Raw genomic sequence first — 12943 nt, forward strand, 5'->3', positions numbered from 1 at the left:
TTTCAGCCATATTACTGTTGTGAAAAAAAGATTCATTTTCTTGTGTATTTGTACCCTCCTCAGCACAACCACTTTTGCTCAGATAACTCTTTCTTTTCCGACTAACAGAACAGTATTTCAGCGACATAATGGCAATATTGGTTTTATTAATATGCTAGGAAATTACACCCAGCCCGTTGACAGGATTGAAGCCAAACTAACAACAGTAGTGGAAGGGCAGGGCGTTTCGACCGACTGGACGCTGGTTCAGGAACACCCCAAAGCAGGGTATTTTTCAGGGCGTATTGCAGCGGCTGGTGGTTGGTATACCATGGAGGTAAGAGCAATAAAGGATAATGCGGTTATACAAACCATTACTCTGAGCCGCGTGGGTGTAGGTGAGGTATTTGTGGCTTTAGGGCAGTCGAACGCAGAAGGCTTGCCCGATTCGGGGGCATTTGGTGCTACCGACGACCGCGTAAATGCCATCGACTTCAAGAATAATGATATTCTGGACCCTCTACCCGAGAATCTTAATTTTGTTCATTTAAATGCCGAGGTAAACATTGCACCAGCCGGAAGCACCGCTTGGTGTTATGGCGAATTAGGCGACAGGCTTGCTCGCAAACTAAATGTACCTATTATGTTTTTTAATGCTGGCCAGTTACTGGTATCAGTTATTAACTGGCGCGAAAGTGCCGAGCGGCTCCCAACCTATATTTTTGATGGAACCTACTTGCTACCCAAAGGTTTACCTTATACTAATCTCAGAAATACGCTTCACTACTACTGCTCTTTGTTAGGGGTCAGGTCATTGCTTTGGATACAGGGCGAAACAGACAACTATCCGAACAAACTTTCGGCCGAGGCTTATTCTTCTAACTTTCAGAGGTTTATCGATATTGTACGTAGCGAATTCAACAACGATTTATCGTGGGTAGTTGCCCGTACCTCACTTACGTATCTGAACCCTTCTAACCCTGAAATTATTAAAGGCCAAAACATAGTAATTGAACGCGCCGGAAATAATATATTTCCGGGCCCTTTTACCGATGATTTGCAAAATCCACGACCAGATTTTGTTCACTTCAAGAATGTTCCTCCTGATAACAACGGTTTAAGTATTTTAGCCGAAAACTGGGATAAATATCTGGACGATAATTTTTTCAGAAATTCCAGACCCATTCTGGCAAAGCCAATAGTTGATATTAGCGTTTCGTGTAACCCTAATAACGAAACTGTAATTACCCTTCCTGATAACCTCGCAAATTATCATTGGTCTAACGGAGGCACAACCAATCAGATTATCGTACCTAAAGGTATGTATTCGGCTAGCGTTACCGACAAACTGGGAAATAAATTACTGGCACCAACAATTAATACTTCTTTTACGTATCCGGCTGCTAAACCTGAAATTATACATGATAGTGGGGTAGACCTCTGTGCCAACCAGCCCAATGGTATTGTGCTGAAAGCTACCGGAGCCGAGCTTAACAGTTTTCAATGGAGTACCGGCGCAACTACTGCTACTATTACAGTTTCTACCAAAGGGCGCTATGCCGTAAGGGGTTATAACCAGTTTGGGTGTGCTTCGGTAGTTTCTGACAGCGTTACCGTAAAAGTAAATCCTGCTCCAGAAAAACCTGCCATTACTGTTTTGCCAGAGTTTTCTGTTTGCGAGGGCAAAAGTATTACCCTTAGCACCAACAGCCATGAAAATATACGTTGGAACAACGATAGCACTTCGCATAGCATTCAGGTACAGAAAGTTGGCCAGTATTATTTCAAAGTAAAAGCCATTAATGTTTTTGGCTGTTCAGAAGAATCCGATTCTGTTCATATAAGTATCAACCCATTACCAGCCAAACCTCAGTTAGTTTTTGCGCCTGATTCTATTGCCTGTCAGGGGACCACTGTTAAAGTCAGCACAAACAGTACCGAGAGCCTTGTGTGGAGTAATAACAGCACAGCGCGGGAAATCTCTGTTGATGCTATCGGCGAATCTCCCGTCAAGGTAAAAGCCACTACTGTTTTTGGTTGCACGCGGGAGTCTGACACCAAAAAAGTACTTATCAAAGAAGCTCCCAAAACACCCGACATCGGGCAAATTGGGGTATATACCTTACAGGCATTGAATGTAAGCCTTGCAGACCAGGAGCAGTTTGAGTGGCTACGCGAAAACAGCCGTTTTGCTACCACCCACGAATATACCCTGAAAGTAGAACAGGATGGTAATTATCAGGTAAGAACGCTACGCGACTACACCATCAATAACACTCGTGTGCTTAGTTGTGCCTCGGCTTCTTCAAAAGTAGTATCTCTGAAAACACTTTCGGGCGGCGTATCGTTATACCCTAACCCTGCGTCTGATTTTGTTTATCTGGAAACCAAAACAACACTGAAAAATATAGAGGTAAAATTTTATAGTTATTCGGGCAAACTCATGTATAATTTCAGATTTACAGATACCGCCGAACGAAAAGAAATTGACCTGAAGAGTCTGGAAAAAGGCAATTATCTGATAAAAATTAAAAGTGATACTTCGGAGGATATCAGACGTTTGATTATTACTAATAAATAAGAACTATCTGACCAGATATTTGGTTATAAAAGAATGAGATTTATGCTCATTCCTTAATGATTTTTAGAAATCCAAAAATATAAATACCTGCACTCTTCGGTTGAAGACAGGCAATGTCTGCATGGAAAATTCTGCAAATAATTTCATAAAGTATCCTGATGTCGATGCGCTTGACCCTAAGCATTTCATCATTATTAAAGGGGCTAAAGTCAATAATCTGAAAAATATCAATGTAGCCATTCCACGCAACAAACTGGTAGTAGTAACGGGCCTTTCGGGTAGTGGGAAATCTTCACTGGCTTTTGATACACTTTTTGCAGAAGGCCAACGAATGTATGTTGAAAGCCTAAGCTCTTATGCACGCCAGTTTTTAGGCCGCATGGAAAAACCTGAGGTTGAATACATTAAAGGAGTTTCTCCGGCCATTGCCATCGAACAGAAAGTAGCCACCAAGAATCCGCGTTCAACCGTAGGTACTACAACCGAAATATACGATTACCTGAAACTGTTATTTGCACGTGTTGGCATCACTTACTCGCCTGTTTCGGGGCGGGAAGTACGAAAAGATACCGTCACAGACGTAGTAAACCATATTCTTTCTTATGAAGAGGGTACGCGCGTAATGGTACTTACGCCTCTGAAAGTCAAGGATGACCGCAAAGTGAAGAAAGAACTTGACCTGCTGCTGCAAAAAGGATACACACGCGTAGTGATTGATGGTGAAACCAGACAAATTGAGGAAATTCTGGAAGCTGAGGCTGACCTTGATGACCAAAAACATAACATAGAGATTCTGATTGACCGAAATACGGTTAAACATAACGATGAAGATACGCAGTTCCGATTCTCGGATTCGGTACAAACTGCTTTCTTTGAAGGCGAGGGCGAATGTATTGTTGATATAGTTGGCAAAGAAAAACGTACCTTTTCGGACAGATTTGAGTTAGATGGAATCTCGTTTGAAGAACCAAGCGTGAATCTTTTCACGTTTAATAATCCTTATGGCGCATGTAAGCGTTGTGAAGGTTTTGGAAAAATTCTGGGTATTGACCCCGAACTGGTTATTCCTGACAAAAATTTATCTGTATTTGAAGGAGCCATTGCCCCGTGGCGAACCGAACGCATGAGCGAATGGGTAGCTCCTTTACTAAAAAACGGTATCCGGTTTGATTTTCCTATTCACAGAGCTTACCGTGACCTTACGCAAGAGCAAAAAGATTTACTCTGGACGGGCAACTCGTATTTTCAGGGCTTAAATGCTTTTTTTGCCGACATCGAAAGTCAGGTACATAAAGTACAGTACAGGGTGATGTTATCGCGTTATCGTGGCCGCACCGACTGCCCCGAATGCAGAGGCTCACGGCTGCGCAAAGATGCTTCTTATGTAAAAGTTGGCGGGGTATCTATTACAGATATTGTGCTAATGCCTATCAGCGATGTAGTTCAGTTTTTCAAAAACCTGCAATTACCCGAATACCAACAAAGTATCGCCAAACGCATTCTGATTGAAATCAATAGCCGCCTCGACTTCATGGAACGTGTAGGGCTGGGGTATCTGACCCTAAACAGGCTTACTTCTACCCTATCGGGCGGAGAGTTCCAGCGTATTAAACTGGCAACTTCATTGGGTAGTGCTTTGGTAGGCTCAATGTATATTCTTGATGAACCAAGTATAGGCTTACACCCAAGAGACACACGCCGGCTGGTAAGTGTGCTGGAATCTCTGAGAGATTTAGGCAATACCGTAGTAGTGGTAGAGCATGAAGAGGAAGTAATGCTGGCTGCCAACGAAATTGTTGATATAGGGCCAGACGCAGGTACACATGGAGGGAATCTGATTTTTCAGGGTAACTGGGAAGATATTAAAGGGCTTAGTACTACTCCATTACTACATAATGAAGCGGGTGCAAATACTAGCCACACCATTCGTTTTCTTACGGGTGAAGACCAAGTGCCTGTGCCAGCCCAGCGAAGAAAACCAACTGATTTTATCGAAATCAAAGGAGCAAGAGAAAATAATTTAAAAGAAATTGATGTCAGATTTCCATTAGGTACGCTCACCGTCGTAACAGGGGTGAGTGGTTCAGGCAAATCGACGCTTGTAAGAAAAATTCTGTTTCCTGCCATTGCACGCCTGAAAGGAGAATACAGCGAAGAGGCCGGAAAATACGCCGATTTAACTGGCTCTTTAGACCGTATTACTCAGATTGAAATGATTGACCAGAACCCTATCGGGAAATCGTCACGTTCAAACCCTGTTACCTATATTAAAGCGTATGATTATATAAGACAGATGATGGCCGACCAGCCTTTATCTAAAGCCCGCGATTATAAACCTGCCTTTTTCTCATTCAATGTGGATGGTGGCCGTTGTGAGGCTTGTCAGGGAGAGGGAGAACAAACCATTGAAATGCAATTTATGGCCGATGTACGCCTGAAATGTGAAAGTTGTGGTGGGAAACGTTTCAAACAGGAAATTCTGGAAGTAAAATACCGCGAGAAAGATATTGCGGATATTCTGTCAATGACGGTTGATGAAGCCATTGAATTTTTCAGGGAAAGTGACCCTAAACTCGCCGACAAACTCCAACCTTTACAGGATGTAGGCTTGGGTTATATTGGGTTAGGGCAATCGTCAAGCACTTTGTCAGGCGGAGAAGCACAACGTGTAAAACTGGCCTTTTTCTTAAGCAAAGGCAATGCAGATAAAGGCAAAACACTTTTTGTTTTTGATGAGCCAACCACAGGGCTTCATTTCCATGACATCAAGAAACTTCTGAAAGCCATTAATGCTTTAGTTGACCAAGGCGACTCGGTTATTATTATTGAGCATAACATGGAAATTATTAAATCGGCCGACTGGATTATAGACTTAGGGCCGGAAGGAGGCGAAAAAGGTGGTTATCTGACATTTACAGGCACGCCCGAAGAAATGGTAAAACTGGAAAATAATTATACCGCTGAGTTTCTGAAAGAAAAGATAAAGGTCTGAGTTAATGCTCAGACCTTTATCTTTAAGACATGATTTCAAAAATGATATTATCTTTCACCTTGCTGTTTTCTTCGTCTACAAGGCTGTTTATTTCTTTAATTACCTCAAAAAAAACGGCTAATTTCTCGGCTGGTATCATTTCCTGAATTTTTTTATTGAAAATGATTACTCCTTCGCGCGCAAAGTTTCTTTTCTTTTTTCCTTCTTCTGTCAGATACACTTTTACAAAGCGTTTGTCGTCAGCGTCTGTTTCACGGTAAATCCAGCCTTTTTCTTCGAGCGTTTTTAGCATTCGGGTGAGGCTTCTTGGCTCCATTCCTATCGACGGGCCTATTTTTGTTGCCGGAGTGCCTTTCTCTGAGTCAATATTGAGCAGTACATAACCAATGGCCATCGTAATATCATATTGACTTGCATAGGCATTATACATACGCGAAATGGCATGCCAAGCCCATTTTATATGAAAATCTATCGTTTTTTCCTTCCTCATTGGTGTTTTTTGCTTCGGGTAACCACAAATGTAGAAAAAAATCAGTATGCAGGCATACTGTTACGAAAATTATTTTATGTTTCAGTGTACAGCCCTGTTTTTTATAATAATTATTATTGGTTAAATATAATAAACCACCACAGTATCAGCACTTTCTGATAAAGGGTTTTTGGGCTAAAAATTATTTTTTGGACTAAAGAAAAGGCGGCCAAATTTCTTTAGCCGCCTTTGTTAATGTATTTAAAACCGATTAAGCGTTTACTTTCCACACCCAACCGAAGGTATCTTCTACTTTACCTGTACGAACTTCGTTCAAGGCTTTTTTCAATTTCGATGAAACAGAGGCTTCAGTAATGGCAGGCAACACAAAGTCTTCGCCATTATACCCTACTGCTGCAAACGGCGAAACCACCACGGCAGTTCCGGCACCGAATACTTCGGTAACAGTTCCGTTGGTAATGCCTGAAATTACCTCATCTACTGATACTCTTCTTTCTTCAACTTCAATATTCAGTGATTTTGCCAGCTGAATCAGGGAGTCACGCGTAACACCTTTCAGAATAGTGCTACTTACTGCCGGAGTAACCAGTTTACCATCTATTACAAACATTACGTTCATGGTACCAGACTCTTCAAAGTATTTGTGTTCAAGGGCATCTGTCCATAATAATTGTGTATAACCTTGCTCTTGCGCCAGTTTAGCCGGATACAACGAGGCGGCATAATTACCAGCACATTTGGCATAACCAACACCACCCGGAGCTGCACGAATAAACTCGGTTTCTACTTTTACTTTCGGAGGTGTAGAGTAATACTTGCCAGCAGGGCTCATGATAATCATGAAACGATAACTCTGTGACGGGCGCACACCCAGATATACGTCGGTCGAAAACATGAAGGGTCTCAGGTATAAAGAGTTGTCTTCGCCTTTTGGTACCCAAGCAGCATCCAGACGCAATAATTCTTCAAGCCCGCCAATAAATATTTCTTCCGGCACTTGTGCCATGCACATACGCTCAGCCGAAATATTAAAACGTTTCCAGTTATCTTGCGGACGGAACATCAGAACTTCATCGTTATCATTTTTGAAAGCCTTCATGCCTTCAAAAATGGCTTGCCCGTAATGCAGCACTGCCAACGCCGGATTATAACTGATTTCGCCAAAAGGTAGAATTTTTGGTGTTTGCCACTCACCATTAATGTAATCAGCTACGAGCATGTGGTCAGTAAAGAGTGAACCGAAAACAATATTATTAGGGTCAAGCTGATGTATTCTACTCTCAGCTACCGTCGTTACATCGAAGTTTAGCGTCTCTGTCATAACAAACTTTATTAAATGAATCCAGAATAAGAATTTTTATTTGCGAAACAACAAATAATATACCACATTGTCAAGGAAAAATGCAAAAATAGTTGTTAAGACAAGTTTTTTGAATCTTAGCTTTGCTATCAGGCTAAAAATCAGGCTGTTTCTATCATAAAATTTATTATTCCTGAGTATTTTTGCGCAAATTCCACCTGAGTATATGACTGAAATAAAAGATATTAAAGTTGCCGTCGATGCCATTGTTTTTGGGTATCAGCAAAACACCCTTTTTGTTTTGCTGGTTAAACAGAAATTTGGCCCTTTCAAAGGCATTTGGGTACTACCGGGTGGGTTTGTATTGCAACAGGAGTCTTTAATAGAAGCCGTAACACGAGAGTTACAAGAGGAAGCAGGCATAAAGGTAAATTATCTGGAACAGCTATATACTTTCGGAGACAACATTAACCGTGACCCTCGTTTTAGAGTTATTTCGGTGGCTTACTTTGCGCTTGTAAACCCTGATAATTTTGCACTTGCTCAGCAGAATGATACCGACGCCGAAGAAGCGCAGTGGTTTGCTATCAGTAATATTCCTCAACTTGGATACGACCATAACCAAATCGTAAAAATGGCGCATCAGCGTCTGAAAAGTAAACTTACCTATCAGCCCATTGGCTTCGATTTACTCGCAACTGAGTTTCCTTTCTCTGACCTCGAAAACCTTTACAGCGTTATACTAGAGCAAGAAATTGACCGCCGTAATTTCAGAAAAAAAATCCTGAGCTTAGGTTTTGTTGAAGAAACCAACGCTCCTTCAATCAATAACGGCAGCGGACGGCCAGCAAGGCTATTCAAGTTCAACAAAGATAAATATTACGCGCTACTAAGTAACAGCTTTCATTTCGAAATTAAATTTGCGTAAATTTTACACAAAAAACTTTGACAACAAGTTTACCATACATATTTTTGCGTAAAATATACGCAAATATATGTATACACTTAATTTAGATAAAGACTTTAGCCCGTTTCGGAGCCTGCAAACTATTAATTTTGAAGCATTTACATTTTCAGGCGGAGAGCCACATATCAAAATCAGCCCTGATTTTGATATGACCAAACCTGTGACAATAAGCCACCGGTTAAACACATTTAATGATTTGGGGCTTTTGTGCCTAGCCGTTGATGCTTTAAGACGAATGAAAATAAAGGACATTTCTGCTTTTATCCCTTATTTTCCGGCCGCCCGACAAGATAGAGTTATGATAATTGGCGAACCTTTAACTGTGAAGGTTTATGCCGATATTATTAATGCCTTACAATTAAGCAAAGTGCTGGTTTTTGACCCACATTCGGAAGTAACCCCTGCTTTGCTAAATAACTGCGAGGTAATTCAGAACCACGGTTTCATTAAAAAAGCTATCCAGATTATTGGTGGAAATCCCCTGCTGATTTCGCCTGACGGAGGAGCTTTAAAGAAAATATATAAGGTTTCTGAATACTTGGGTGGTTTTGAAGTAGTGGAATGTTCAAAAAGCCGAGATGTAAAAACAGGTAAGCTCTCAGGCTTCAAAGTATATGCCGATGACTTACAAGGTCAGGATTGCCTTATTGTAGACGACATCTGCGATGGCGGAGCTACCTTTACCGGATTAGCTCAGGAACTAAAAAATAAAAATGCAGGAAAGTTATATTTAGCCGTAAGCCACGGAATTTTCAGCAAAGGTTTTGTAAGTCTGGCTCCTTATTTTGACAAGATATTTACTACTGATTCGATTAAAAACATTACCAATGAAAATGTAGTGCAGATTAACTTAGGTGATGTTTTATAAAATATGGGTATGATGTTGAAGGTTTATGTAATTGGCGGGCATTAAAAATGAATACGCAACCTAATACCTTATGTTTGTACATTTATTATTTTTATTTACTGCTCACAACTGAATAGGTCATGACTGAAGAATATAAAAAAATAATCAGCAAGTTTTTAAGCCTTGTACTGAGGCATAAACCACAAGAAATTAACCTGACCTTGAACGAAAACGGCTGGGCTGAGGTAGAAGAATTAATACAGAAATCGGCCAGAAAAGGCAGACACTTCACGAGAGAAGAACTAGAAGAAATTGTAGCAACCAACGATAAAAAGCGCTTTTCTTTTAGTGAAGATAAAACCAAGATTAGGGCAAATCAGGGGCATTCGGTCGAAATAGACTTAGCTTTACAAGCTATTATACCTCCTGATTTTCTGTATCATGGCACTGCTGAAAAACATCTTGCCTCAATTCTTGCAAATGGTATTCAGAAAATGAATCGCCAGTTTGTACATTTGAGCCAAGATACAGACACAGCCTTTAAGGTTGGGGCAAGGCATGGCAAGCCTGTTGTACTCACAATCAATGCAGCGCAAATGTATCAGGATGGTTTATTGTTTTATCAATCAGACAATGGCGTTTGGCTTACTGACCTAGTAGCCAGCCAATACATTAAATTATGAAACCCAGAACCTTAGTCATAGGCGATATACACGGCGGCCTTAAAGCCTTAATACAGGTACTGAAACGAGCAGCCGTAACAGCACAGGATACACTCATTTTTCTGGGTGATTACGTAGATGGATGGGGTGAGTCGGCTCAGGTAATTGATTTTTTGATGGAACTGGACCTGAAACAGCCTTGTGTGTTTATCAAGGGGAATCATGATACGTGGTGTGAAGAGTGGCTAAAAGAAGGCGAATGGGAGAAGAACTGGTTATTTCACGGGGGGCAATCAACTATAAAAAGCTATGAAAATTTAAGTGAAGCAGACCTACTTGCACACCTGAATTTTTTTGAAAGAATGAAGTTATACTACATAGATGACCAGAACAGACTCTTTGTTCATGCAGGTTTTACTTCTATGCACGGCCCGGCACAGGAGTTTCACTCGTCTAACTTTCAATGGGACAGAACCCTCTGGGAAATGGCCCTTACGATGGATAAGCATATCAAAACAGATTCAAAACTCTACCCTAAAAGGTTATTGCATTTCAAGGAAATCTTTATTGGGCATACTCCGACCCTCAACTATGATGTAAGCATCCCCATGAAGGGCTGTAATGTCTGGAATATCGACACAGGTGCAGCTTTTACCGGTAGCCTCTCCGTTATGGATATAGATACCAAAGAGTTCTGGCAAAGTGATGCTTTGCCGGATTTATATCCCAATGAGAAAGGAAGAAATAAATAATTTCTCCATAACAATAATCAATCATGAATCCTTTATTAATGACCGATGGTTACAAAGTAGACCATCGCAGACAGTATCCTGTTGGCACTACTTTAGTTTATTCAAACTGGACTCCCCGAAAAAGTCGAATCGAAAATATCCCTGAAGTAGTGTTTTTTGGCTTACAATATTTTCTAAAAAAATACATTATCGAAGATTTCAGTACATATTTTTTTAACCAGCCTAAAGAAGTAGTAATAAAACAATATGCCCGCTTTATTAATAATTACTTAGGCGAAAATCAGGTAGGAACTAAACATATAGAAGCCCTACACGACTTGGGTTATATACCTATGGTTTTTAAAGCATTACCTGAAGGCACAAGCGTGCCTGTGCGTGTACCAATGTTTACAATGTATAATACCAAACCTGAGTTTTTCTGGTTAACTAATTATTTTGAAACATTACTTTCGACTGTTATATGGCTGCCTTGCACATCTGCAACCATAGCCAGACAATACCGCAAAATACTTGATAAATATGCTTATGAAACCTCATCATTGCCCGAATTTGTCGATTGGCAGGCACACGATTTTTCGATGCGGGGCATGGGCGGTATTGAAGCCTCTGTTACCTCAGGAGCAGGGCATTTACTGAGCTTTACAGGTACTGATACCATTCCGACACTGGCATTTCTTGAAACTTATTATAATGCTAACTCAGATACTACCCTGATAGGTGGCTCAGTAGCCGCTACCGAACACTCTGTTATGTGTATGGGTACTAACGAAGGCGAGTTTGAAACCTTTAAACATCTGATTACAGAGGTATACCCTAAAGGCATTGTGTCGATAGTGTCTGATACATGGGATTTATGGAAAGTATTAACGGTTTATCTGCCAGATTTAAAAACCGAAATCATGAACAGAGAGGGCAAAGTGGTTATTCGTCCTGATTCTGGTAACCCTGTGGATATTATCTGTGGAAATCCTAACGGAAAAACACCTGAAGAAAAAAAAGGGGTTATAGAATTGCTATGGGACACCTTCGGAGGGTCTATTAACGACAAAGGCTTTAAAGAATTGATTCCCAAAATCGGGGCTATTTATGGTGATAGTATTACCCTCGACAGAGCTACACAAATTTGTGAAAGGCTTAAACAAAAAGGGTTTGCCTCTACGAATATAGTACTCGGAATTGGCTCTTATACCTACCAATACAACACGCGCGACACCTTTGGTTTTGCCATGAAAGCCACCTACGGCGAAGTAAATGGCGAAGGTCGGGAGATTTATAAAGACCCCGTTACTGACGATGGCACCAAGAAGTCGGCAAAGGGATTGATACAGATTTATAAAGACCACAACGGACGTTATCAGTTAAAAGACCAATGCACATGGGAAGAAGAAAAACAGGGCGAACTAAAAGAAGTTTTCAGAGACGGAAAACTTCTAATCAATGATTCGCTTGCTAATATCAGACAAAGAATAAAAGCGTCCTGAAAACACCCTGCTAATGAGCCAGAAAAGTAGTTTCCGGCTCATTTTTATATACCTTATACACATAGGCTTGTTTTAAAGAATTGTATCTTTGCCCCAAAACCACTTTCTGACACTCATGAAAAAACTATCTTACCTTTTTGCCTTAGTCGTTTTATTAAATGCCTGTGATAGTAGTACCGGCGAAAGCGAAAAAGCACTTTCTGATGTATCAGGTCATTGGATTAGTAGAGATTACTTAATCACGCTTGACAAAACATTATCACCGCAGGGCGTAACGGAGCAATTCCCATTTTATGCCACCGAAATTATACTCAATAATAGTACCCCCGATTCTATTACTATTTTTAATGGCCAAATAGAAACTTTTACCTTGCCATTCAAAAGAAATGGCGATACTTTAAGCTTAAAATTAAATCAAGATACTGTTACCCAAATCATTTATAACGCATCCAGAAAAACACTCTCCTTTTTTGATAAATCTTTGAACCGCACTTATACTTTCATCAAAGCAGAGAATGGTCTAATTGACCAGAATGTGAAACCTGCTACCGCTTTTCAGACGGCTGTTAATAAAACGGTACTAGAGGGAAACTGGCAAATCATTGACGGAGATACAACAAAAACGCCCTTACAATTTAGCCGCTTCGGGCAGATTACAGGTTGGGACAAATACCTTACTTACACCATTTGTATTAACGGCGATTGCGCTGCTAACGAAGACGGAGATATTATTATTCTGAATAATACAAATACGTCGGACGAATATGGTTTTCGGGCAAAAAAAGATACGCTTACGTTCTACAAACTTACTCAGAGAAATGACCCTGACGAAAAACCTGTTTACCAGAATGGTCAGGCATTGTGGGTTCTGGTAAGAAAGAAATAATGCTTC

General features: G+C 40.6%; 10 protein-coding genes. 8 read left to right on the forward strand and 2 right to left on the reverse strand.

The features are described from left to right. The first annotated feature begins 19 nt into the window (after positions 1-19). Both WAA15_RS05755 and uvrA read left to right on the forward strand, forming a co-directional pair. Positions 20-2560, forward strand: coding sequence for a T9SS type A sorting domain-containing protein (locus WAA15_RS05755; protein WP_337041637.1), 2541 nt, complete (start codon positions 20-22; stop codon positions 2558-2560). Positions 2561-2681: 121 nt separating this feature from the next. Next, positions 2682-5552, forward strand: coding sequence for an excinuclease ABC subunit UvrA (uvrA, locus tag WAA15_RS05760; RefSeq protein ID WP_337041638.1), 2871 nt, complete (start codon positions 2682-2684; stop codon positions 5550-5552). A 22-nt stretch (positions 5553-5574) separates the two neighbouring features. On the opposite strand, the gene WAA15_RS05765 is transcribed toward uvrA, so the two are convergent. Beyond that, a complete protein-coding gene (locus tag WAA15_RS05765; RefSeq protein WP_337041640.1) occupies positions 5575-6042 on the reverse strand; it encodes a MarR family winged helix-turn-helix transcriptional regulator in 468 nt (155 codons plus the stop codon). A gap of 250 nt (positions 6043-6292) precedes the next feature. Beyond that, positions 6293-7363, reverse strand: a complete 1071-nt coding sequence (locus WAA15_RS05770) for a branched-chain amino acid aminotransferase (RefSeq protein ID WP_337041642.1) — start codon at positions 7361-7363, stop codon at positions 6293-6295. A 205-nt stretch (positions 7364-7568) separates the two neighbouring features. Here WAA15_RS05770 and WAA15_RS05775 point away from each other — a divergent pair, with 205 nt between their 5' ends. From WAA15_RS05775 to WAA15_RS05800, 6 genes are all read left to right on the forward strand, one after another. After that, positions 7569-8270: an NUDIX hydrolase gene (locus WAA15_RS05775; RefSeq protein WP_337041643.1), complete on the forward strand. Its 702-nt coding sequence runs from the start codon at positions 7569-7571 to the stop codon at positions 8268-8270. 67 nt (positions 8271-8337) lie between these two features. Beyond that, the gene (gene prs / locus WAA15_RS05780; protein WP_337041644.1) at positions 8338-9177 is read left to right on the forward strand and encodes a ribose-phosphate diphosphokinase; all 840 of its coding nucleotides are present in this window, start codon (positions 8338-8340) and stop codon (positions 9175-9177) included. Positions 9178-9296: 119 nt separating this feature from the next. Then, on the forward strand, positions 9297-9839 hold the full coding sequence (locus tag WAA15_RS05785; protein ID WP_337041646.1) for an RNA 2'-phosphotransferase: 543 nt from the start codon (positions 9297-9299) through the stop codon (positions 9837-9839). After that, a complete protein-coding gene (locus WAA15_RS05790; protein ID WP_337041647.1) occupies positions 9836-10570 on the forward strand; it encodes a metallophosphoesterase family protein in 735 nt (244 codons plus the stop codon). The genes WAA15_RS05785 and WAA15_RS05790 overlap by 4 nt, the downstream gene beginning before the upstream one ends. Positions 10571-10593: 23 nt before the next feature. Next, positions 10594-12051: a nicotinate phosphoribosyltransferase gene (locus tag WAA15_RS05795; protein WP_337041649.1), complete on the forward strand. Its 1458-nt coding sequence runs from the start codon at positions 10594-10596 to the stop codon at positions 12049-12051. Positions 12052-12166: 115 nt separating this feature from the next. Next, on the forward strand, positions 12167-12937 hold the full coding sequence (locus WAA15_RS05800; RefSeq protein WP_337041650.1) for a hypothetical protein: 771 nt from the start codon (positions 12167-12169) through the stop codon (positions 12935-12937). The last annotated feature ends 6 nt before the right edge of the window (positions 12938-12943 follow it).

The sequence above is a fragment of the Emticicia sp. 17c genome, assembly GCF_037153985.1.
Taxonomy (GTDB): domain Bacteria; phylum Bacteroidota; class Bacteroidia; order Cytophagales; family Spirosomataceae; genus Emticicia.

Bases quoted from the DNA above. Each gene is read 5' to 3' on its own strand.
- uvrA (WP_337041638.1), top strand. From the start codon at position 2,682: ATGGAAAATTCTGCAAATAATTTCATAAAGTATCCTGATGTCGATGCG.
- WAA15_RS05765 (WP_337041640.1), bottom strand. From the start codon at position 6,042: ATGAGGAAGGAAAAAACGATAGATTTTCATATAAAATGGGCTTGGCAT.
- WAA15_RS05770 (WP_337041642.1), bottom strand. From the start codon at position 7,363: ATGACAGAGACGCTAAACTTCGATGTAACGACGGTAGCTGAGAGTAGA.
- WAA15_RS05775 (WP_337041643.1), top strand. From the start codon at position 7,569: ATGACTGAAATAAAAGATATTAAAGTTGCCGTCGATGCCATTGTTTTT.
- prs (WP_337041644.1), top strand. From the start codon at position 8,338: ATGTATACACTTAATTTAGATAAAGACTTTAGCCCGTTTCGGAGCCTG.
- WAA15_RS05785 (WP_337041646.1), top strand. From the start codon at position 9,297: ATGACTGAAGAATATAAAAAAATAATCAGCAAGTTTTTAAGCCTTGTA.
- WAA15_RS05790 (WP_337041647.1), top strand. From the start codon at position 9,836: ATGAAACCCAGAACCTTAGTCATAGGCGATATACACGGCGGCCTTAAA.
- WAA15_RS05795 (WP_337041649.1), top strand. From the start codon at position 10,594: ATGAATCCTTTATTAATGACCGATGGTTACAAAGTAGACCATCGCAGA.
- WAA15_RS05800 (WP_337041650.1), top strand. From the start codon at position 12,167: ATGAAAAAACTATCTTACCTTTTTGCCTTAGTCGTTTTATTAAATGCC.